Origin of the sequence: Paramagnetospirillum kuznetsovii, assembly GCF_003284725.1 — a bacterium.
Classification (GTDB): Bacteria; Pseudomonadota; Alphaproteobacteria; order Rhodospirillales; family Magnetospirillaceae; genus Phaeospirillum; species Phaeospirillum kuznetsovii.
Map to the genome: position 1 here is coordinate 193,153 of NZ_PGTO01000006.1, position 22,167 is coordinate 215,319.

The 22,167-nt window shown below is 63.8% G+C and carries 18 protein-coding genes and 1 pseudogene; 11 read left to right on the top strand and 8 right to left on the bottom strand.

All coding sequences use genetic code 11. The features are described 5' to 3' along the window. The first annotated feature begins 47 nt into the window (after positions 1 to 47). The 3 genes from msrP to CU669_RS10580 are packed head-to-tail and all read left to right on the top strand — an operon-like array spanning position 48 to position 2,154. Positions 48 to 980: a protein-methionine-sulfoxide reductase catalytic subunit MsrP gene (msrP, locus tag CU669_RS10570; protein WP_112144407.1), complete on the top strand. Its 933-nt coding sequence runs from the start codon at positions 48 to 50 to the stop codon at positions 978 to 980. Continuing rightward, complete coding sequence (locus tag CU669_RS10575) at positions 980 to 1,696, top strand: protein-methionine-sulfoxide reductase heme-binding subunit MsrQ (RefSeq protein ID WP_112144409.1); 717 nt, start codon at positions 980 to 982, stop codon at positions 1,694 to 1,696. Before msrP ends, CU669_RS10575 begins: the two co-directional genes overlap by 1 nt. Then, positions 1,672 to 2,154, top strand: coding sequence for a hypothetical protein (locus CU669_RS10580; RefSeq protein WP_112144411.1), 483 nt, complete (start codon positions 1,672 to 1,674; stop codon positions 2,152 to 2,154). Before CU669_RS10575 ends, CU669_RS10580 begins: the two co-directional genes overlap by 25 nt. Positions 2,155 to 2,214: 60 nt before the next feature. On the opposite strand, the gene CU669_RS10585 is transcribed toward CU669_RS10580, so the two are convergent. The 6 genes from CU669_RS10585 to glgB form a co-directional block, all read right to left on the bottom strand. Beyond that, entirely contained in the window at positions 2,215 to 4,671 is a 2,457-nt protein-coding gene (locus CU669_RS10585) for a glycogen/starch/alpha-glucan phosphorylase (RefSeq protein ID WP_112144412.1), read from the bottom strand. A 99-nt stretch (positions 4,672 to 4,770) separates the two neighbouring features. Further along, positions 4,771 to 6,972 (bottom strand): 4-alpha-glucanotransferase, encoded by a 2,202-nt coding sequence (gene malQ / locus CU669_RS10590; protein WP_112144414.1) that lies wholly within the window; start codon positions 6,970 to 6,972, stop codon positions 4,771 to 4,773. Continuing rightward, positions 6,969 to 9,128 (bottom strand): glycogen debranching protein GlgX, encoded by a 2,160-nt coding sequence (gene glgX, locus CU669_RS10595; RefSeq protein WP_112144415.1) that lies wholly within the window; start codon positions 9,126 to 9,128, stop codon positions 6,969 to 6,971. The genes malQ and glgX overlap by 4 nt, the downstream gene beginning before the upstream one ends. Further along, positions 9,129 to 9,419 carry a type II toxin-antitoxin system RelE/ParE family toxin gene (locus CU669_RS10600; RefSeq protein ID WP_161539634.1) on the bottom strand — a complete coding sequence of 97 codons (291 nt, stop codon included), beginning with the start codon at positions 9,417 to 9,419 and terminating at the stop codon, positions 9,129 to 9,131. A 1-nt stretch (position 9,420) separates the two neighbouring features. After that, positions 9,421 to 9,708: a type II toxin-antitoxin system Phd/YefM family antitoxin gene (locus CU669_RS10605; protein ID WP_112144418.1), complete on the bottom strand. Its 288-nt coding sequence runs from the start codon at positions 9,706 to 9,708 to the stop codon at positions 9,421 to 9,423. A gap of 77 nt (positions 9,709 to 9,785) precedes the next feature. Beyond that, positions 9,786 to 11,978, bottom strand: a complete 2,193-nt coding sequence (gene glgB / locus CU669_RS10610; RefSeq protein ID WP_112144420.1) for a 1,4-alpha-glucan branching protein GlgB — start codon at positions 11,976 to 11,978, stop codon at positions 9,786 to 9,788. 230 nt (positions 11,979 to 12,208) lie between these two features. Here glgB and CU669_RS10615 point away from each other — a divergent pair, with 230 nt between their 5' ends. Next, positions 12,209 to 12,433, top strand: a complete 225-nt coding sequence (locus CU669_RS10615; RefSeq protein ID WP_112144491.1) for a hypothetical protein — start codon at positions 12,209 to 12,211, stop codon at positions 12,431 to 12,433. A 430-nt stretch (positions 12,434 to 12,863) separates the two neighbouring features. Here the strand turns inward: CU669_RS10615 and CU669_RS10620 are convergent, their stop codons facing one another. Next, positions 12,864 to 14,411, bottom strand: a complete 1,548-nt coding sequence (locus CU669_RS10620; RefSeq protein WP_239988669.1) for a TolC family outer membrane protein — start codon at positions 14,409 to 14,411, stop codon at positions 12,864 to 12,866. 206 nt (positions 14,412 to 14,617) lie between these two features. On the opposite strand from CU669_RS10620, the gene CU669_RS10625 reads away from it, so the two are divergent. From CU669_RS10625 to CU669_RS21365, 5 genes are all read left to right on the top strand, one after another. After that, positions 14,618 to 16,381 carry a tetratricopeptide repeat protein gene (locus tag CU669_RS10625; protein WP_112144422.1) on the top strand — a complete coding sequence of 588 codons (1,764 nt, stop codon included), beginning with the start codon at positions 14,618 to 14,620 and terminating at the stop codon, positions 16,379 to 16,381. A gap of 120 nt (positions 16,382 to 16,501) precedes the next feature. Further along, positions 16,502 to 17,095 (top strand): GntR family transcriptional regulator, encoded by a 594-nt coding sequence (locus CU669_RS10630; protein ID WP_112144424.1) that lies wholly within the window; start codon positions 16,502 to 16,504, stop codon positions 17,093 to 17,095. A 71-nt stretch (positions 17,096 to 17,166) separates the two neighbouring features. Further along, a complete protein-coding gene (locus CU669_RS10635) occupies positions 17,167 to 17,367 on the top strand; it encodes a hypothetical protein (RefSeq protein ID WP_146747717.1) in 201 nt (66 codons plus the stop codon). A 115-nt stretch (positions 17,368 to 17,482) separates the two neighbouring features. Further along, positions 17,483 to 19,513 carry a 3'-5' exonuclease gene (locus CU669_RS10640; RefSeq protein ID WP_239988670.1) on the top strand — a complete coding sequence of 677 codons (2,031 nt, stop codon included), beginning with the start codon at positions 17,483 to 17,485 and terminating at the stop codon, positions 19,511 to 19,513. Between the two features lie 21 nt (positions 19,514 to 19,534). Beyond that, complete coding sequence (locus tag CU669_RS21365; RefSeq protein ID WP_161539635.1) at positions 19,535 to 19,702, top strand: hypothetical protein; 168 nt, start codon at positions 19,535 to 19,537, stop codon at positions 19,700 to 19,702. A 3-nt stretch (positions 19,703 to 19,705) separates the two neighbouring features. Here the strand turns inward: CU669_RS21365 and CU669_RS10645 are convergent, their stop codons facing one another. Continuing rightward, entirely contained in the window at positions 19,706 to 21,145 is a 1,440-nt protein-coding gene (locus CU669_RS10645; protein WP_112144428.1) for a DUF294 nucleotidyltransferase-like domain-containing protein, read from the bottom strand. 499 nt (positions 21,146 to 21,644) lie between these two features. On the opposite strand from CU669_RS10645, the gene CU669_RS10650 reads away from it, so the two are divergent. After that, the gene (locus CU669_RS10650) at positions 21,645 to 21,980 is read left to right on the top strand and encodes a DUF485 domain-containing protein (RefSeq protein ID WP_112144430.1); all 336 of its coding nucleotides are present in this window, start codon (positions 21,645 to 21,647) and stop codon (positions 21,978 to 21,980) included. Beyond that, positions 21,980 to 22,167 (top strand): annotated as a pseudogene (gene actP / locus CU669_RS10655) (cation acetate symporter); the annotation flags it as partial. The gene CU669_RS10650 and the pseudogene actP, both read left to right, overlap by 1 nt.

Here is a 22,167-nt window from a genome sequence, read left to right on the forward strand (position 1 = left end):
GGCCGGACAGGCGAATGACGCTTGATACCGCTTTCAGGAGACGGAACATGCTGATCAGGATGGGCCCGGATATTCGGGAATCCGAGGTGACCGACAAGGGCCTGTGGCTGGATCGGCGTCGCTTCCTCGCCATGGGGGCGGCGGGGGCGGTGGCGGCAAGTGCTTTTCCGGTCGGGGCGTCGCCGCTGACGGGGGCCAAGAGCGCCTATAAGGTTGATGAGACGCCGACCCCCATGAAGGATGTCACCACCTACAACAACTTCTACGAATTCGGCACCGACAAGAGCGATCCCGCCCAATTGGCGCCCAGTTATTTCGGCAAGCCGGCCAAGCCCTGGACCCTGGCCATTTCCGGTGAATGCGCCAAGCCGGGCACCATCGGTCTCGAAGACCTGATCAAGCCCCATGCGCTGGAAGAGCGCATCTACCGCATGCGCTGCGTCGAGGCGTGGTCCATGGTGATCCCCTGGGTCGGCATTCCGCTGGCCGATGTGCTGAAGCGGTTCGAGCCAAATTCCAAGGCCAAATTCGTCGAATTCACCACCCTGGTGGACCCGGAACGCTTTCCCGGCCAACGCTCGCGCCTGCTGGACTGGCCCTATATCGAGGGACTGCGCATGGACGAGGCCATGCATCCGCTGACCCTGCTGGCGGTGGGGCTGTATGGCGAGACCTTGCTGCCGCAGAATGGGGCGCCCATCCGCCTGGTGGTGCCGTGGAAATACGGCTTCAAGGGCATCAAATCCATCGTTTCCATCCGCTTCACCGAGACCCCGGCGCGCAGCACCTGGATGAAATCGGCGCCCCGCGAATACGGCTTTTACGCCAACGTCAATCCCAAGGTGGATCATCCCCGCTGGAGCCAGGCCAAGGAACGGCGCATCGGCGAGTTCCTGAAACGCGACACCCTGCCGTTCAACGGCTATGCCGAGCAGGTGGCGTCGCTTTATGCCGGCATGGATCTGGCGGTGAATTACTGATGAAGCCGCCCGAATCTGGCGGGCGGGACGCCCGCGCTCCCTTGCCCGGCGCCACTGCTTTGGAGCGCGGCCGTCCCGGCCGCATGGCGCTGAAACCGCTGGTTTTCGCGCTCTGTCTGCTGCCGCTGGTCTGGTTGGGGTGGAAGGCGTTCGACGGCTTTCTAGGGGCCAATCCCATCGAGGCGGTGGTGCGGTATCTGGGCGATTGGGCGCTGCGCTTCCTGCTGATCGCCTTGGCCGTGACGCCGCTGCGCCAGATCACCGGCTGGTCGTGGCTGGCCCGGCTGCGCCGCATGCTGGGCCTGTTCGCCTTCGCCTATGTGATCATCCACCTGATGTCCTATATCGGACTGGACCAGTTCTTCGACTGGTCGGCCATCGGTCGGGAAATCGTCAAGCGCAAATACATCACCATCGGGATGGCGGCGGTGCTGCTGCTGGTGCCGCTGGCCGTCACCTCCACCGATGCCATGGTGCGGCGCCTGGGGGGCAAGCGGTGGCGCAGGCTGCACAAGCTGGTCTATGTCATCGCGCCGCTGGGGGTGGCCCATCACTGGATGATGGTCAAGAAAGACCTGACCGAGCCCATGATTCACGCCGTCATCCTGGCCGTTCTGTTGGGGTGGAGGATAGTGGCGGCACGGCGGGCGGCGCGGCATAATGGCGGCGGTCCCTCTCGCTCGGAGACAGCATGCGCCGTCCGTTCCTCATCCTGACCCTCGGCCTGCTGGCTGTGTCCGCCCCAGTCCTGTCCACCTTGGCACTGGCCAAGCCCAAGGCGTGTTTCAGCGCCCCCGAGATCACCGCCGAGCGGGAAATCCGCCACGGCATCTATATGCGGGAAGCCGCCAAGCGCTGCGACGGCGAATACGTCAAGGGCACCAATGCCATGTGGCAGAAGTTCGAGGCGGCCAACGGCACCAAGTTCAAATCCGCCAACGACAAGCGCAAGAAGGCGTGGGAACGGGAATTTCCCGACGATTGGGTTCCCAAGATGAACCATGCCGACGGACGGCTGGTCACCTTCGCCCGCAATGTGCCCCGCACCCAGGGCTATTGCGAGAATATCGACGAGCAATTGAAGGAACTGGACAAGAAGGGCTATGGCGGCTTTTCCGCCCAGGCCAAGGTCGTCCACAACGAGGTCATCGAGGACTACAAGGTCTGTAACTGAGGATGGCGGGCGGGACGCCCGCGCTCCGACGGTCTGGGAGCGCGGGCGTCCCGCCCGCCCCTACAACGCCCCCCAAATCTCCCTGGCGTATTCCGTCACCGTGCGGTCGGACGAGAATTTTCCCATGCGCGCCACGTTCAAGATAGCCTTGCGGGTCCATTCCTGCGGATCGCGATAGGTCTGGTCCACCTTTTCCTGGGCAGCCATATAGAGCGGATAATCGGCGGTCAGCAGATAATGGTCGCCGCCGCTGGTCAGGATATCGACCAGTTGCTTGTGACGGTCGGGCTGGTCGGGCGAGAAGAAGCCCGAGCCGATCATGTCCAGCGCCTGGGCCAATTCCCCATTGGCGGCGATGGCGGTGCGTGAATCATGGCCGTCGATGCGCGAACGGGCCACCTCCTGGGCGGTCAGGCCGAACAGGAACATGTTCTCCTCGCCCACTTCCTCGCAGATTTCCACATTGGCGCCGTCCCAGGTGCCGATGGTCAGCGCGCCGTTCATGCTCATCTTCATGTTGCCGGTGCCGGACGCCTCGGTTCCGGCGGTGGAGATTTGTTCCGACAGATCGGCGGCGGGCATGACCAGTTCGGCGGTGGACACGTTGTAATTGGGGATGAACACCACCTTCAGGGTGCCGCCCATCTGAGGATCGTTGTTGACCACCTCGGCGATGTCGTTGACCAGTTTGATGATCAGCTTGGCGATGTGATAGCCGGGCGCCGCCTTGCCGCCGATGATGACGGTGCGCGCCACCGGATTGAGCAGCGGATTGGCGCGGATACGGTTGTAGCGGGTCACCACGTGCAGCACGTTCAGCAGTTGCCGCTTGTATTCGTGGATGCGCTTGACCTGGACGTCGAACAGCGAATTGACGTCGACGTCGACCCCGAGCCGCAGCGACAGCATGGCCGCCAGCGCGTCCTTGTTGGCGCGTTTGACGGCGGCGAATTCCTTGCGGAACGTCTTGTCGTCGGCCAGCTTTTCCAGCTTGCGCATCTGATCGAGATCGGTGACCCAGCCGTCGCCGATGCGCGCCGTGATCAGCTTGGCCAGCCGGGGATTGGCGGCCAGCAGCCACCGCCTGGGGGTGACGCCATTGGTCTTGTTGGTGATCTTGCCCGGCGACAGGTGTTCGAAGTCCGAGAAGATGGTGCTCTTCATCAGGCCGGTATGGATGGCGGCGACGCCGTTGACCTTGTGGCTGCCGATCACCGCCAGATGGGCCATGCGGACCCGCTGGCCACCTTCCTCTCCGATCAGCGAGACGCGGCGCAGCAATTCGGTGTCGCCGGGGTGGCGATAACGCACCCCTTGCAGGAATTCATGATTGAGCTGGTAGACGATTTCCAGATGGCGCGGCAGCACCCGGGAGAACAGATCCACCGGCCAGGTCTCCAGCGCCTCGGGCAGCAAGGTGTGGTTGGTATAGGCGCAGCAGCGCTGGGTGATGTCCCAGGCCCGCATCCATTCGATCTGGTGCTCGTCCACCAAGATCCGCATCAACTCGGCCACCACCATGGCGGGATGGGTGTCGTTGAGCTGGACGGCCACCTTGTCGGGCAGCCGGTCCCAGTCGGAATGGCTCTTGCGGAAACGGCCCAGGATGTCCTGGATCGAGGCGGCGACGAAGAAGTATTCCTGCTTGAAGCGCAGCTCCTTGCCGCGGTCGGTCATGTCCGAGGGGTAGAGAACCTTGGACAGGGTCTCGGACTCGTTCTTGTCGCGCACGGCTTCGATGTAATTTCCGGCGTTGAAGTATTTCAGGTCGAATTCGCGGGTGGACTTGGCCGACCACAGGCGCAGATTGTTGACCACCTTGCCGCCGAAGCCGGGGACCGGCACGTCATAGGCCATGGCCATGACTTCCTCGGCATCGACCCATTGCGAGCGGTCGTGGCCCAAGGCGTCGCGGAAATGGATGACCCTGCCGCCGAATCGCACCGGATAGATCACGCCGGGGCGGGGGAATTCCCACGGATTGCCATAGCGCAGCCAGTTTTCCGGGCTTTCCACCTGCCAGCCGTGTTCCACATGCTGGGTGAACATGCCGTAGTCGTAGCGGATGCCGTAGCCGAAGCCCGCGACGCCGACGGTGGCCATGGAATCCAGCAGACAGGCGGCGAGGCGGCCCAAACCGCCGTTGCCCAAGGCCGCTTCCACTTCCCAGGCGGCCACTTCCTCGAAATCCTGGCCCAGTTCGGCGATGGCGGTCCGCACATTATCGTAGATGCCCAGATTGATCAGGCTGTTGACCAGGGTCCGGCCGATCAGGAATTCCATGGACAGGTAATAGACCCGCTTGCGGTCGTCCTGATAATAGCGGTTGAGGGTGGGCATCCAGTGCTCGGTGACGCGGTCGCGCACCGCATGGGCGGCCGCCATGAACCAGTCGCGCGCCGTGGCGTTGATCGGCTCCTTGCCGACCGTGTAGAGGAGATGGCTGCTGAGGGCGTATTTGATGCTTTCCACATCATCGCCCAGCAGCCTCACCACAGGAGGCCCTTTCCGTGTCATGACTACCTTCCCGCCCAGTAAGAGCAAAACATCCCGCACCATTCCTCCATGAAAATTGAGGGTTCGGCAAGAGAACTCATACGACTGGTCGGCAATCTTCTAGGATTTGCGATCCGATGCCCTGTGTTTCAGTCCCTCGGCCAGGGCAGTGACGCGACGGTCTTTCAGCAGTCCGGGGCAGTCGTCATGGAATCTGCGCCGCCAATTGGGGTGCTGAACCGTCGTTCCCGGCAGGTTCATTTGCAGATCCTGCCCGGTGACGTCTTCCAATTGCACCATCATCAGCCGGGCCGACGACCGTCCCAGATAGGCATGGGCGGCGGCGGAGAGTTCCACCGCCTGGACGTCGCTCAAAGGGCCGCCGATGGGGAAGTCGGCGGCCAGCAGGCCTTCGCCCGATAGCGCCGCCACCATGGCCTCGCGATCCTGCCGACGGGCTTGGCGTTCCTCGTCGGCCTGGTCGGGACGAGGGTAGAGGTCCAGCTTCTCCCGCTGGTCGATGTCGCGGCCCAGCCACCAGCCGCGCGCCGAGGGCAGGTCATGGGTGGCGAAGATGGCCAGCGCCTGGGCGTCGAACTTGCCCGGCGGGCGGAAGCGGCCGCTTTCCGTCTTCTCGAACACCATCACCCGATAGGCGAACAGCCCTAAGCGGTCCATGCGTTCGCGGAATCCTTCCGGCACGGTGCCCAGATCCTCGCCGATGACGAGGCAGCGGTTGCGGCGGCTTTCCAGTGCCACCAGCCGGAACAGGTCGTCCACCGGATAGCGCACATAGGCGCCCTGGTCGGCAGGCAGGCCGGGCGGCACCCAGTAAAGGCGCTGCAGGCTCATGGCGTGATCCAGCCGCAAGGCCCCCGCATGGCGCATATTGGCCGCCATGACGCCGATGAAGGGGGCATAGCCCTGTTCGCGGAGCGTGATGGGATTGAAGGGGATCAGTCCCCAATCCTGTCCCTTCAGGGCCAGCGGGTCGGGCGGCGCGCCGACCGAGACGCCCAAGGCCAGGGCATCCTGCTCGGCCCAGGCCTCGCCGCCGTCGCCAGCGATGCCGACGGCGAGATCGCGGTAGAGGCCCATGGCCGCTCCGGCGGTCTTACCGGCCTGGTGGGCGGCGCCCAACTGCTGGTCGGCGACGAATTGCAGCCACTGGAAGAACTCCACCCGCTCTTCATTTTCGCGCGCGAAGTCGCCCACCAGGGGCGAGTCGGGGCGGCGCAGGCCTTCCGGCCATTGGCGCCAATAGCCGGTACCCGCGCGCTCGTACTTCTCGTGCAGGGTCTCGAACACCGCGAACAGGCGGCCGCGTTCGCCCGCTTCCGACTGGAAGTCGCGAAAGGCCTCGCCGCGCTCGTCCAGGGGATCGAGATGGGTCTTGCGGAACCAGCGGTACAGCGCTTCCAGCATGGGCCGCGACAACTGGGTCACGTCCGGGTATTCGATCAGCCCATAGCCGCGCACCCGCGCCAGCGATGCCTGGAAGCCGGGCGAGGCGAACATGCGCCGCGCTTCCTGGCATTCGGCGAATTCCGGAATGGATTCCACGTCGATATAGGTGATGTTGAGGAAGCGCCGCGACGACGGGGAATAGGGGCTGAAGCGGTCGGGATGGCTGGGGAACAGGGCGTGCAGCGGATTGATGCCGATGCATGACGCGCCAAGTTTGCCCGCGCCTGCCGCGAGGTCCGCCAGCGCGGCATAGGTTCCGACCCCCCAGTCCTTGGCCGAGCGCAGGGAATAGATCTGGCTGGCGACGCCCCAGGCGCCGGGGGCATCGGCCACGATCTCCGGCACGAAGGCGCGGGCGGGGGTGACGATCAGGGTCATGATGGCCGAGACGCCGTCGGGATTGGTCAGGGTCAGCCGGTGATAGCCGGTGGGCGGCAAGGCGGGCAGGTCGAACCAGCGGCGGTGGACCATGCGGCCGTCCACCTCGTGTTCCTCGCCCCAGCGCAGGTCCAGGGGGCGGAAGGCGCCGGAATGGAGGATTCCCAGCTCTTCTTCCAGGGTCCAGCGGAATTCCCAGTGATCGGCCTCGGCGGGCAGGGTGACCGAAACGCCCGGCGGGGCCGAATGCTCCTCGACGATCAGCGACGGTTCCAGCCAGCGCCGCCACGGCCGCGCCAGCAGGTCGCGCAGCGAGTCGCGGACTTGGTCGTCATCCTCGGCGGGCAGCCCCATGGCGGCCAGGAAGACCCGCTTGGTCGCGGGCGGCACCACGCGCCATTCGCCGAAGAAGTCCCACCAGCCATCCTCGATGCCGGCCAGCCGCGCCAGATGGTCCAGCGCCGGAGTTCCCGTCATTCCGTCTTTCCTTCTTCCGTGCCGCGATGAACGGTCCTGATGGCGCCTGCACGACGCAATACCGCCAGGGACCGCGGCTTCAGCGGATATTTGATGCCGGCGGCCCATTGGGTGCCGCTGCTGTCGGCTTTGGTGTCGCCGGTGTCGAGCACGACTTCCCAGCTGCGGCCGAATATGGCGGGCGGCAGGGTATAAGGGACACCTTCGTGATAGGCGTTGAGCAACACCATGAAGGTGTCGTCCATCTCTTCGCGCCCGGTCAGATTGTCGATGGCGCAGGATTCGCCGCCCAGCACGAAGCCCAGCGAACGGGCATAGGGCAGGGTCCAATCGGCCTGGGTCATCTCGCGGCCGTCCGGGGTGATCCAGACGATGTCCTTCAGGTTCGAGTTGGGGATGGAATTGCCCTCGAAGAAGCGCGGGCGGCGGAACACCGGATGGTCCTTGCGCAGCTTGATCAGGCGGCGGACGAAGGCCAGCAGCTCCTCGTCGGCATCGGCCCAGTCCACCCAGCTTATGTCGTTGTCCTGGCAATAGGCGTTGTTGTTGCCCTTCTGGCTGCGGCCCAGTTCGTCGCCCGCCAGCAGCATGGGAACGCCCTGGGACAGCATCAGCGTGGTCAGCAGGTTGCGGGCTTGGCGCGCCCGCAACTCACGGATCTCGGGATAGGGCGACAGGCCCTCATGGCCGCAGTTCCAGGCGTAATTGGCGTCGGTGCCGTCCTTGTTCTGCTCGCCGTTGGCTTCGTTGTGCTTGCGCTCGAAGGTGACGAGATCCTTCAAGGTGAAGCCGTCATGGCAGGTCACGAAGTTAAGGCTGGCCCAGGGACGCCGTCCGCTCCGGCCGAAGATGTCGGAAGATCCGGTCAGGCGCGAGGCGAGGTCGCCGATGATACCCGCCTCGCCAGTCCAGAACCGGCGCACGGTGTCGCGATAGCGGCCGTTCCATTCCGACCAGCCGGGGGGGAAGCCACCCAGGCGATAGCCGTCTCCCCCCAAATCCCAGGGCTCGGAGATCAGCTTGACCTTGGATAGGACCGGATCCTGGCGAACCGCCTCCAGGAAGGACGACGCGCCGAACCCCGCCGGTCCGCGGGCCAGCGACGAGGCAAGATCGAAGCGGAAGCCGTCCACCCGCATGTCCTCGGCCCAATAACGCAAGGAATCCATCACCATCTGCAAGACGCGGGGATGGGCCAGGTTCAGGGTATTGCCGCAGCCGGAATAATTCTCGTAATAGCGCCGGTCACCGGTCGCCAGCATGTAATAGCTGGCGTTGTCGATGCCGCGGAAGCTCAGCGTCGGACCCAGTTGGTTGCCCTCGGCGGTGTGGTTGAAGACCACGTCCAGGATCAGCTCGATGCCGTTGTCGTGCAGCCTTTGCACCATGGACTTGAAGTCGCCGTGGGCGTTTGACGTGTAGTAGCGCGGATCGGCGGCGAAGAAGCCGATGGGGTTGTAGCCCCAGAAATTGCGCAAGCCCTTGTCCACCAGATGGCGCTCGTCCACCATGGCGTGGATGGGCAACAGCTCGATGGTGGTGATGCCCAGACGCTTCAGATGCTCGATGACGCCGGGCTGGGTCAGGCCCAGGAAAGTGCCGCGCTCGGCATAGGGCACGCCGGGATGCTTGATGGTGAAGCCCTTGACATGGGCCTCGTAGACGATGGTCTCGGACCAGGCAATATTGGGCTTGCGCGAATCGCCCCAGGTGAAGGCGGTATCCAGTACCCGGCATTTGGGCATGAAGCGGGCGTTGTCGCGCCGGTCCATCAGAAGGTCTTGCTTTGGCGAGCCGGGGCGGAAGCCGAAATGGCTGTCCGACCATTCGAAGGCCCCCGACAGCTCCCTGGCATAGGGATCGATCAGCAGCTTGTGGGAATTGAAGCGGTGACCGGCATGGGGGTCGTAGGGGCCGTGCACCCGATAGCCGTAAAGCTGGCCCGGTCGGATGTCGGGCAGATAACAATGCCAGACCTCGTCGGAGTATTCCGGCAAGGTGATGCGTTCGACCTCGCGCAATCCATGGCGGTCGAACAGGCACAATTCCACCCGCTCGGCATGGGCCGAGAACAGGGCGAAGTTGACGCCGTTGCCATCCCAGGTGGCCCCCAGCGGATAGGATGATCCGGGCAGGATGCGGCGGCGAAAGGTCATTCAGTCATTTCCGGCCATGGCGTCGCGGGCGCCTGGGCGAATGTGGAGGACATGCATGATTTGGCTGGTTTCATCGATGTCATAGATTATCCGATAGACATGCGGCCGTCGCCCGTAGAGCAGTTGTCGCAAGTCAGCGTCCTCCGGCACGGGCAGCCCACGCCCGGGATGTTGGGCAAGGCTGGAGATCTTGCGCTCCAGACCGTTGAACCACACTGCGGCCCTTTGGGTGTGGGCGGCGGCAATGGTCCGGTACAAATGATTAAGATCGCGGACGGCGCGCTCGGTCACCTCAACCCGGAATGTCATGCTCTGCCCGCAAGGCGGCAAAGACCTCGGCTGCTGGTGTGGTGCGTCCGCGCGCCACGTCCTCGCGACCCTGGCGCGCTCCCTCCTGGGCACTGGCCTCGGCGGCGATGTCGAGCAGGTGCTGATAGGATTCCGCATCCTGCAACACCGCCGCCGCCTTGCCGTTGACCGTCAGGATCAAGGGCCGCTTGGTCTCGCGGATATGGTTGAGGAATTCGGCCGAATGGTTGCGAAAAGTCGTCACCGGCTGAATGTCCTTGATGATGTCCATGCTGGCGCGCCTAACGAAGAAAGGTACGTTTAAAGGTATTACCGAAGGCCGGTCTGGTAAAGCCTCGATTTTTCTGCTCAGCCATCGCGCTTGAACACGCAAGTGGCCAGCGGCGGCAGCGTCAGGCGGATGGACCAGGAGTGGCCGTGGCAGGCGACCTGCTCGGCGTGGACGCCGCCGTTGTTGTGGATATTGGCGCCGCCATACCATTCGGAATCGGTGTTGAGCAATTCGCGGTAATAGCCCGGTTCGGGCACGCCGATGCGATAGTCGTTGCGCACCAGCGGCGTATAGCTTCCCACCACCACCACGAAGTCATGGGGATCGAAGCCCATGCGCAGCCACGAGAACACCGAGTTGTCGCGGTCGGTACAGTCGATCCAGGCGAAGCCGCGCTGGTCGTTGTCGTATTGATGCAGCGCCGTTTCCGTCCGGTAGAGCCGGTTGAGATCGCGGACCAGGCGCCGGACTCCTTCGTGACGCCCGTCGCCCAGCAGGTGCCAGTCCAGGCTGGCATCCTCGTTCCATTCCTTTTCCTGGGCGAATTCGCAGCCCATGAACAGCAGCTTCTTGCCCGGCTGGGTCCACATGAAGCCGTAATAGGCGCGAAGATTGGCGAAGCGCTGCCAGGGATCGCCCGGCATGCGGCCCATGATGGAGGCCTTGCCGTGCACCACCTCGTCATGGGACAGCGGCAGCACGAAGTTTTCGTGATAGGCGTAAAGCTGGGCGAAGGTCAGGTCGTCGTGGTGATAGCGGCGATGGATGGGATCCTTGCCGAAATAGTGCAAGGTGTCGTGCATCCAGCCCATGTTCCACTTGTAGCCGAAGCCCAGGCCGCCCAGATGGACCGGCCGCGACACGGCGGGCCAGGCGGTGGATTCCTCGGCGATGGTCATGGCGCCGGGATGCTCGCCATAGACCACCTCGTTCATGCGGCGCAGGAACGCGATGGCTTCCAGATTCTCGTTGCCGCCGAGGCGGTTGGGCACCCATTCCCCCGGTTGGCGCGAATAGTCGAGATAAAGCATGGAGGCCACCGCATCCACCCGCAGGCCGTCCACATGGTATTGTTCCAGCCAGTATAGGGCGTTGGCGTAGAGGTAGTTCATCACCTCGTTGCGGCCGTAATTATAGATCTGGGTGTTCCAATCCTTGTGAATGCCCAGCCTGGGGTCTTCGTGCTCGTAAAGATGGGTTCCGTCGAAATAGTGCAGGCCGTGGGGATCGTTGGGGAAGTGCCCCGCCACCCAATCGATGATGACGCCGATGCCGCGCTGATGCAGCCGTTCCACCAGGGCGCGGAATTCCTCCGGGGTGCCGTAGCGCGAGGTGGGCGCGAACAGTCCCACCGGCTGATAGCCCCACGAGCCGCCGAAGGGATGTTCGTGCACGGGCAGGAATTCCACATGGGTGAAGCCCATGTCGGCCACGTAGTCGGCCAGTTGCTCGGCCAGTTCCAGGTAGCCGAGGGATCGGTTTCCATCCTCGGGCACCCGGCGCCACGATCCCAGATGGACCTCGTAGATGCTGACGGGGGAATGGCGGTCGTTGCGGGCGGCCTGTGCCGCCATCCAATCGCTATCCCGCCAGGGTCGCTCGGCCATATCCCACACCACCGAGGCGGTCTTGGGCGGCACCTCCGCCCAGTGGCCGTAGGGGTCGGCCTTCAGCGGCAGCAGCATGCCGCCCTTCGCCAGGATCTCGAACTTGTAGACGGTGGCGTGGGCCAGGCCGGGGATGAAGATCTCCCATACCCCGGCATGGTGGCGCAGCCGCATGGGGTGGCGGCGGCCGTCCCAGCCGTTGAAGTCGCCCACCACCGACACCCGGTCGGCATTGGGCGCCCAGACGGCGAAATGGACGCCCTCGACGCCCTCGACGCGGCGCAAATGGGCGCCCAGCTTCTCGAAGGTGCGCAGATGCTTGCCTTCGGACAGAAGGTGGACGTCCAGATCACCCAGTTGCGGTGGGAATCGGTAGGGGTCGTCGATCTCGAACACCTGCCCGTCGTGCTCCTCCACCACCAGCCGATAGCCGCTGGGCCAGGGCAGTCGGGCGGCGAAAAGGCCATCGGCATGCACCCGCTCCATCTCCACCTCGCCGGCGGCGGTCAGAACGGAAACCCGCCGGGCCTGGGGTTGGATGGTTCGGATGATGGCGTCGCGGCCGGTCCGGTGCGGACCCAGCACGGCAAAGGGATCGCCATGACGCCCGGCGATGATGGCGGCGGCGTCCCCTTGTGTCACCAAACCCACGGTCTTGGGCATGCGCCCCCCTTCGTGATTGCTTCCATGGAGTGTCACCGTGTTCGGGCAGAAAGACAAAGGGGGATTTCGCCGGGCAGCCTCAAACCTGTTTAGGTTCTAAACCGAGGGATTTGACTTTCGCAAAGTCCCCAAATCTGGTAGTAGATTGCGCCGAGGGGACCGGCTCGAACGGGTCGGTAATTCAATTTGGTCGGCCCAGGGGGTCGATGCTGCAATTCATGGAGCGTGCAATGGGCGTCCTTCCGAAGGTTCTGGGTCTCACCGTGGCCGGTGTTACGGTTATTGCTCTCTATCTGGCCGTTCCCGTGCTCGCCGCCCTGTTCGGCGGCGTCGCCAGCCCCAGCCCGGCTGCCAGCCCGCTCGGCATCGCCGTGTATCTGGGCCTGCTGCTGACCGCGGTGTTCACCGCCCTGGTCATGTACATGGCGTCGACCGGCGGTTCGCAAGAGAGCTAATTCCCGTCTTCGCGACGAAATCGAAACGCCCCGGACGTCATGTTCGGGGCGTTTTGCATTTCAGCGGCTTGCTTCGGGCATGGGACTCGCAAAGGAATCACCACCAAGGCACCAAGGACACCAAGAGGCCAACGCGGTTCTTCGCCTTTCGTCTTGCCCGGACGCGTTCCGGGCATCTACGCCCATCCTTTCATAAGACTTTGAAGCGGAACCGCGAGGGTGGCCGGGACACACCCGGCCATGACGAGAGAGGACGGGCTGACCGTTTGCTCCGCTCTCTTGGTGTCCTTGGTGCCTTGGTGGTGAATCGGCGGCGGCGGCCATGGGGCCGGTGACCGGGAATGAAACCCGGCCATCCATGGACCCTCGGGTCAAGCCCGAGGGTGACGAAAAGGAAAAACCGATTCCACCAAACTCTGGCCGACTCTAATTACTGGCGGACGGTCCAAAAGTCGTCCTTGGCCGACATCAGTCCGCGAACCCGTTCGGCCATGGCGGAATTGGCGGTGTCGGCGGCACGGGCTTGGCGATCATCGGCGGTCAGCACCGCATCGACCGGCTGGGCCGCCTTGGGGGGCGGTTCGGCCTTGACCGCCTGGGGCACGGGCCTGGGAGCCTGCGCCTTCGGAGACATGGGCTTGGTCAACTCGGCGGCCTTGAAGGGCGTCAGCGGCGGGGCGCTGGCGGGCTTGGCGCGGGCGAGGTTTTCCACTTCCAGGCGCCCCATGCCCGACAGCAATTCATAGGCCGCCTGATACATGTCGTAATAGGCGCCGGTATAGTTGATGCGGGCCTCGTTGATCTTGGTTTCCTCGTCCAGCACTTCCTGGACGGTTGCCTTTCCGGCCTCGCGCTTTTTCTTCTGGGCTTCCCAGACCTCCTCGGCCAGGTTGGCGGCGTTGTCCAGCAGGTCCATGCGCTGGCGCGCTGTCTGCAGCTTGTGCCAAGCGGTGCGGACCGCCTCGGACACCTTGCGGCTGGCATAGATGCGATTGTCCTTGGAGGCGGCATGATCCCAGGATGCCTGCGCCACCGCGGCGTCGGTCTTGAAGCCGGAGAACAGTTCCCAATTGGCTTGCAGCAGCATGGACCAGTCCCGCCGCACGCCGACAACCGCGTTCTTGCCCTTTTCATAATCGGCCTTGCCGACCAGATCCAGAGTCGGCCAGTAACCGGCCTCGGCGCCCCTTCGGCGATCATCGGTCAGACTGATGGTCTTGACGGAGGATTCCAGCGTGGGATTGTCCTTCTCCGCGATGTCGAGCGAATCGTCGATGCTTTCGGGGATCAGATCCAGGGGCAGCGGCGGATCGATCAGGGCCGACACCTCGGGGGCGCGGCCGAACACCTGGGTGTATTTGGCGACGGCGGTTTGGAAATCGCCCTCATACTTGACGCGGCGTTCCTTGGAGGTCTGCAGACGCTGCTTGGCGGCCAGCACATCCGAGGCGATGCCCGATCCCTTCTGAACCCTCTCGTCTTCCAGGTTCAGCTGTTCGGCGACCTTGCGCTCGTTCTCGCGCGACAGGGCCACCAGCTTGGTCTGGCGCAGGATTTCCAGATAGGCGATGGCGCCTTCCAGCAAGGTGCTTTGGCGGGTCGCCCGCAAATCCGACTGGGCGATGGATTGGGTGGTCTTGGCCGCGTCCACTTGGGCGTCAGCGGCAAAACCGTCGAAAATCTTCTGGGTCACCGTGAAGGTGCCGCTGGTCCGCTTGTCGCTGAATGGCTTGCCCTGGGTGGAGCGGCGGTCGGGGCTGTCGATATACTCGTAGCCTTCGTCGCCGCTCAGCTTGGCGGTGGGCAGATAGGCGGCGCGGGCGCCGCGAATGGCCTCCTCGGCGCCGCTGACGGCTTTCTTGCGCGCTTGAATCTGCGGGTGCGACTGCACCAAGTCCCGCATTTCCTCTTCCAAGGTCGAGGCGGCGACGGATGCGGGCAGCCAAACGGTGACGGCAAGGGCGGCGACGCTGGTCAAGAATGCCAGCTTGTGTAACTTCGTCAGCGAAACGCCCCGAATCAGCACTTCATATGCCCCCGATTTGCCCGCCTGATATACACCGAATTGATTCAGTTGTGAACCATTCCTCGCCAAGGTGACACAAGTTATTGTGTCTATGCAGGAAAAGGCTTCATGCTAATGATCCAGCTTGTCATTTTACTGCCCTTGGAAGAGTTCCGCAGATGCCGAAACAACCCGTCGAGACCGCCGAAATCGCCGACGAACGATTCCTGGCCGGATTGAGCCGGGACAAGCCCGATGACCCTGAAATTCTTTGTCGGCTGGCCCTGGCGCGGTTTCGGTTGGGGCAGGGGGACGCGGCCTTGGCGGCGGCCGATCGGGCCATCGCGCTGGCGCCCGATCAGGGCGAGGGCCATTCGGTGCGCGGGCAAGTCCTGCGCGGGATGCGTCGTTTCGATGACGCGCGGTCCAGCCTGGAGACGGCGGTCAAATTGCATCCGTCCCTGGCGGCGGCCTGGACCTGCCTGGGCGAGGTATTGGGAACCAATGCCGCAACCCTGGACGCGGCGGTGGAAGCCTTGAAGCGCGCGGTGGCGCTGGTTCCCCGCGACCCCAAGCCGCTCAGTATCCTCGCCGCCATCTACATGTCGCAGAGCAAGCACGATGAAGCCATCGCCGCCTATCGCTCGGCGATCCAACTGTCCATCGATCCCAATCCGGCGGATCTGCTGAACAATCTTGGGGTGGCGTTGGAACGCCAGGAACGGCGCGACGACGCGGTCGCGGTGTTGCGCGCCGCCACCTTGGTGCGGCCGGATTTACCGGCCATCCATGACAATCTCGGCAATTCCATGCTGTCCACCGGCAATGCCGTCGCGGCCGAGGCATGCCACCGCCGCGCCCTGGCGCTGGGGGCCAAGGGGGCCGAGACTTGGAGCAATCTCGGCAATGCTCTCCATCGCCAAGGACGCCTGGATGAAGCGGAGGCCGCCTATCGCCGCGCCATCGAGGCGGTGCCACGCGGTGCGAAGTTTCATACCAATCTGGCGCTGAACCTGCTGCTGTCCGGCAAGTTCGAGGAGGGCTGGCGGGAATACGAATGGCGCTGGCACGATCATCCCAGCCTGCCGTCCTATCTGAAGGATCGGGCCTGGGACGGCACCCCGCTGCCGCCCAGCCTTCCGGCGGGCGGCACCTTGCTGCTTCAGGCCGAGCAGGGCTATGGCGACACCATCCAATTCGTGCGCTACGTGCCCTTGTTGAAGGAAAGGCTGGGCGTCAGCCGGGTGGTGCTGGCCTGTCAGCCGGAATTGCTGCGCCTGGTCGGCAGCGCGGCCGGTCTCGACGAGATCGTGTCGGAGGCCGGGCCGCTGCCGCAATTCGACAAGGCCATGACTTTGATGTCGTTGGCGCGCCTGTTTCACGCGGGCATTGCCCCCATTCCCGCCGAGACGCCCTATCTCAGGGTGCCCGACGGCGCCGGTGTCGCCTTGCCGGACGGCGAGGGGATCATGAAGGTGGGATTGGCCTGGGCGGGGCGGCCGACCCACGGCGACGACTGGAACCGGTCCATTCCCGCCCGCCTGCTGGCCCCCTTGCTGGACGTGCCCGACGTCACTTTTTACAGCCTGCAACGGGGAGGGGTGGCCGAACGGCTTGGTCGGCCTCCGGCGGGGTCGGTCTTGGAGGCCGCCGACCGCTGCGCCGACTTCGCCGATACCGCCGCCGTGGTCGCCGCCATGGATCTGATCATCTCGGTGGATACGGCGGTGGTTCACATGGCCGGAGCCCTGGGAAAGCCGGTCTGGGTCATGCTGCCGCCGGTGCCGGATTTCCGCTGGGGCATGAGCGGCGAAACCACGCCCTGGTATCCCAATCTGCGGCTGTTGCGCAAGGAAATGGACGGCGGTTGGGAGCCTGTCATCACCAAGGCCGCCGCCATGCTGCGGCACGCCGTGGGGAAACTCGCAGGCCACAGCACGTAAAACTCTTGATGTATACAATCCTAGAATGCATTCTGCGCAAATGCAATCCGTCACCACACATTATCACAAGCCGCAACAATTAAAACGTGCAGTGTCCTGTCCTCCGGCGGAGGCGTACCCATGACCGTGGCGGAGGACAAGCTCTCCAAGGCGCTACAAGCTCGCCAGTTGCTGATGAGCGATATCTGCGTTGGGCGATTGCGGCCGGGTGACCGGATTATCGAGGAAGACATCGCCGCTCGGGTGGGGTGCTCCCGGACGCCGGTTCGCGAAGCGATCCACCATCTCGATGCCATCGGCATGTTGCTCTTCAAACCCCGTCATGGCGCCGTTGTCGCCAAGCGGGATCAGAAAGCCGAAACTTATCTGCGCGATGCCTTGGCTGAATTGGAATCCGTCTGCGCCGCCTTGGCCGCCCGGCGCGTGACCGCCGAACAGCGCGGCCAATTGGGGCGACTGATGAAGACGGGGGCGCCCGAGGGCGATCTTCTCGACGCCCTTCACACAGCGACAGGCAATCCGGTCCTGGTGGATTTGACCCAGGATCTGCGGGCCCGGCTATTGTCCAACGGCCCGCCCGAGACAGTTGGGGCAAGCTTGCACTCACCCGGCCTGGGGCACGTGGTCGAGGCCGTGATCTCCGGCGATGCGGCGGCGGCCCGCGCCGCCATGCAGGCGCATATGCACCACGATGACCCGCCACAATTGCCATGATCGTGCCCTGATGGGGCCATGATGGCCGCGCATAGTGCTTTCCGAGGCCACTTCCGGCCATGGAGACCAAGATGAGCTACCCCCTGTTCGACAGCGGCTATACCCTGTGGGCCGCCGACATCGAATCCCGCTTGAAGGAGCAATTGGGCGAATCGGCCCGATCCCTCGGCATTGATCACCGGCTGCTGCTGCACAGTTACTACACCGGCTATTCGGTGACGGCGGCTCTGGCGTTGATTTCGAGCCGCCACGGCCTGGACGCCTTCGCCTGATCGCATCGATTATTCACCGTCTCGCGGCTGGAAATCCATATCCGGGGTTGACGTGGGCGGCCGGGCGCGGCGTGATAAGGTGAATAAGAATTCGATGCCGCGAGGAGGGGTGTGAGTGGCGGTCAAGTGGCGGGGGCCTTTTCCCTGGCTGGCGGCCGCGTTCGCCGCCGACATCGTCGTGACCATCGCGGCCGGCTATTTCCTGTCCCAGGGGGTGGTCGACCGCGAGGAGCTGACGGCCTTGGTGCTGGTCTCGCTGGCTGGCGCCACGGTGCTGTTCGCGGTGTCGTGGAAGATCGTCGAATTCCTGACGGTGCGCAGCATCCGGCGCATGGCGTCCGAGGTTCGCGCCATCGCCTATGGCACCGGCCGCGATGGCGTCGATCCCGAACGCTATTTCATGATCTCGCCACTGCCCGAGGCGGTGAACGAGGTCTGCGCCCGCATGGTCAAGGCCCGGGTCGAACTGGCCGAGGGCATGTCCGCCGCCACCCGCAAGTCCGAGGAGAATTCGTCGCGCCTCGCCGCCATTCTCAACGACCTGCATGAAGGCGTCGTGGTCTGCAACCAGCGCCACCAGATGGTGCTCTATAATCAGGTCGCCTTCGACATCCTGCGCGAGACGGCGGAATTGGGGCTGGGCCGCTCGCTGTTCGAGACCATCGCCCGCGAGCCGGTGGTCCATATGTTCGACATCCTGGGCAATCGGCCGGAAATGGCCGGACGCGGCGTTCCGTTCCTGGTGGGCAGCATCGATGATCGTGTGCTGCTCCAGGCGCGCATGACGCTGATCCGCGACGAGGGCGGCACGGTGACCGGCTATGTGGTCACCATGGTGGATGCCGGGCCGCAATTGGCGGCGCTGGTCAGCCGCGAGGCGCTGCTGCGCGAGGTGGCGGAGGATGTGGAAGCGCCGTTGAAGCGCATCGCCATGGCGGCCGAGGATCCGACTGCGGTGCGGCGCGAGGCCGCCAATATCGGCCAGGCCATCAAGCGGGTGACCGATGGATATCAGAAGATGCTGTCGGGCTGGTGGCCCATGGCGGACATCAATTCCACGGAATTCCTCACCTTCGTGGCCAGTCGACTGGGCGAGTACGTCAAGACGACGGTGGTCGGCCTGCCGGTTTGGCTGCATGGCGATTCCCATTCCCTGGTCATGGCGGTGGAATCGCTGATCCAGCGAACCGCCGATCAGGTGGGCGCCACGGAATTCGACCTGTCGGCCGGAAGCGGCGAGACCGATGGTGCTTGGATCGAATTCGCCTGGGCGGGCGGAATGGTGGAACAGGCGCTGCTGGATCGCTGGCTGGCCCAGCCGCTGGTGGCGCTGGGCCGCATGACGGTGAAGGACGTGTTGCAGCATCACGCGGGCGCCGAACTGGTCCGCGAGCGGCGCGACGGCGGTGGCGCCCTGCGAATTCCCATGCGCAAGGGCGTCGAGCAGCACGGCCATGACCGTCAGGTGCTGCCCGGCCGACCCGAGTTCTATGATCTGTCGCTGCTGGAACAGGCCCGCGATACCGGAGCCATGGGTGGCCAATCCCTGAAGTCGCTGACCTATGTGGTGTTCGATACGGAAACCACCGGCTTGCATCCCTCCCAGGGCGACCAGATCGTTTCCATCGCCGGGGTGCGCATCGTCAATGGCCGCATTCTGTCGGGTGAGAGCTTCAATCGCATCGTCAATCCGGGGCGCCCGATCCCAGCGGAATCCATCCGCTTTCACGGCATAACCGACGATATGGTCAAGGACAAGCCGCCAGCCGAGGTGGTTCTGCCCCAGTTCCGCAATTACGTTTCCGATGCGGTGCTGGTGGCCCATAACGCGGCTTTCGATCTCAAGTTCCTGCGCATGCGCGAGCGCAAGATGGGGATCAGCTTCGATAGCCCCGTGCTCGACACCATGATCTTGTCCAATTACCTGGACGGCCCCGAGGCGGGGCACTCGCTGGACGATATCTGCGAGCGCTACGGCATCGAAATCACCGAACGCCACACCGCCCTGGGCGATTCCATGGTGACGGCGGCGGTGTTGTTGCGGCAAATAGAAGCGCTGGAGGCGCGTGGAATCCATACGCTGGATGCCGCCGTCAAGACGCTCGACATCGCCATGATCCTGCACGAGCGTCAAAGGGTGCTTTGATCAACACGGTTTGGGGATGACATGGGCGATCTGCTGATTTCTTTTACCGCCATAGCGGCGGCGGCCATCATCGGCTCGCATGCCTTCCGCTATGCCTCGGCCCGGTTCGGGCAAAACGTCGCCTTCGCCATCATGGCGGTTCTGCTGGGCATCGCCTTCGCGGTGCAGACCTATCTGGAGAAGAGCTGAGGCTTAACCGGCGACGCCACAGACGAATTTCAGGGTCTTCAAACGCTTGAAGGCCCAGGCCAGCCGGGCGCGGGTCCGCTTGTCGAAGCGCTTGGGGTCGATGCGGGCCGAGGGCGAAATGCCCATGGCGATATCGGCAAGTTGCTGTTCCAGCATGACCTTGAGAACCACCTCGCGTACTTCGATGAAGTCGCGCAGGTCGTCCTCGTGCAGGGCTCCGGCATCCTTCAGGGCGGCGAAGCGCTCGTCGGTGGAGGTCAGCGGGATATGGGCGCGGATGGCGCGCATGCGGGCGGCGCTGACCAGCGGCAGCAAGCCGAACTTCTTGGCGTTGAGGCGGCCCTGCTTGGTGACGAAATTGCCGAACAGGCCGATGGAGCCGTCCATGCCCGCCACGTTCTGGGCGAGATAGCGCAGGAAGAAGGCCGATTGCGATGCCTTGTCCATGGCCATGACGCGCAAATCCTCGGCCAGGGCGCGGTCGCCCCAGACGGCCTGGAAATCAAAGAAGATATCGCAGTTCATCACCGTCTGGTTCTCGACGGAATAGACCCAGTGATGCACCTCGTCGCGCCATTCATCCAGGCTCTTGCGCCATTTGGGCTCGCGCGCCATGACGCCGCCATCGCAGAACGGGATGCCGGCCCCATGCAAGGTATCGTTGATGCGCTTGCCCAGCTCGGCATACCACGCGTCGTCGGTGGGCTTGCCGTCATGGACGATGGCGTTGTCCTGGTCGAAGGCCAGCAGGCTCTCGCCGCGTCCGCCCGAGCCCAGGATCAGCACGGCATAGCGGGCGGGAGCCGGTCCCCAGCCGTCGTCCAACAGCGACAGTTCGGCCAGTTCGGCGGCGCGCGCGGTCATGTCGCGCAATACCAAGGCAATCACCGAGGCGATATTGCGCGCCGTGACGCCCTCGCCCAGCAGGCCCTTGGCCAGCTTGGGCAGATTGTTGATGACCGAGCGCATCTCGTCCGGGCCGCGGGCGCTTTCCACCGAATCGCCCAGCACCAGCGCCTCGGTGGCGCGGACCTTCAAAAGCGCCCGGCCGGTGATCATGCCCAACGGGCGCTTGTCCTCGTCGACCACCACCAGATGCCGCAGGCCCATGCGGGTCATGCGCGCCAAGGCCACATAGACGAAGGCGTCGGCGGGCACCGTGGCCACCGGCTTGGTCATGGTCTCGGCCAAGCTGGCGTCCAGGCCGGACGGACCGTCATTGGACAGAACGCGCAGCAAGTCACGCTCGGTGAAAATCCCGGCGGCGCGGCCATCGCCATCGACACCGACGATGGAGGAAACGCGCGCCTCGTACATCTTGTGCACCGCTTCCGACAGCGTCAGCGAATCCGCCGCCGTCAAAACAGGAGTGCTCATCACCTCGCGCAGGCGGTGGCGATAAGGAAAACTGTCGATTCTGGCAAGGACGGCTAGGTCGTTCATGGCGCGCTCACGATAGTGGCCGACGGAGATTTTTCAACGCTTTTCTGACGAATTGTGAGTGATTGCGAGTACGTTAGAGGAAGGGCAAAATGCTTTAAGAGAACATACTAGGGTGTTTACTGGATGCGTTCCGGTGGTGTTTGAGTGCATCCCGGCATTGTGGTAAGTGTCAATTTCTATCAACTAAACAAAAACTAGAAGAGGCGCTTTGCTAATCTTGAGTAAATCGGGGGGTGCGCTGCGGCGAATACCTGCTTTCTCATTAGTATAACCTACATATTAAATGGCGTCCGTTCGTCCGGAGTTGACGGCATTGAACACGGATGTTAATGAGGATGTATCGCCTCAGGCAAGCTGTGGGCGCATGACGTGTACGCATAGGTGCCATCATGGGCCTGCGCGCTCTGGAATCACAAAAACCGGCTTGAAGACCGGGCGTGGAAAACATCATTCGCTGAACCCACCGGGTTTGCTGCGGTGACAAAGTGGAGGGTCTAAAGTGAGCTCATCAAGCCAACCATCGGCCGCGCATCTCGCGAGCGTCGATCACATTCGGAACAATCCGAAATTCGCCGAACTGGTCAGCAAGCGCACGACGTTCGCATGGACGTTGTCCGCCGTCATGTTGATCATCTATTACGGCTTCATCCTGATCATCGCCTTCAACAAGGCTTGGCTCGGCACGTTGCTGTCGCCCAACGGCGTCACCACCATCGGCTTCCCGATCGGTGTGGGCGTCATTCTCAGCGCCATCGCGCTGACCGGCATCTATGTCTATCGCGCCAATGGCGAGTTCGACGAGTTGAACCGCCAGATCATCGAGGAATCCCGCTAATGAAGACGATGAAGACCGCATTCGCGGCCGCGCTCGCCATCGGCGGCACGGTCGCCCTCAGCTCCGCCGCCTACGCGGCCGGCGCTGACCTCGGCAACGCCGCCAAGCAGGCCACCAACTGGCATGCCATCATCATGTTCGTGATCTTCGTGGGCATGACGCTGGGCATCACCTACTGGGCGGCCGG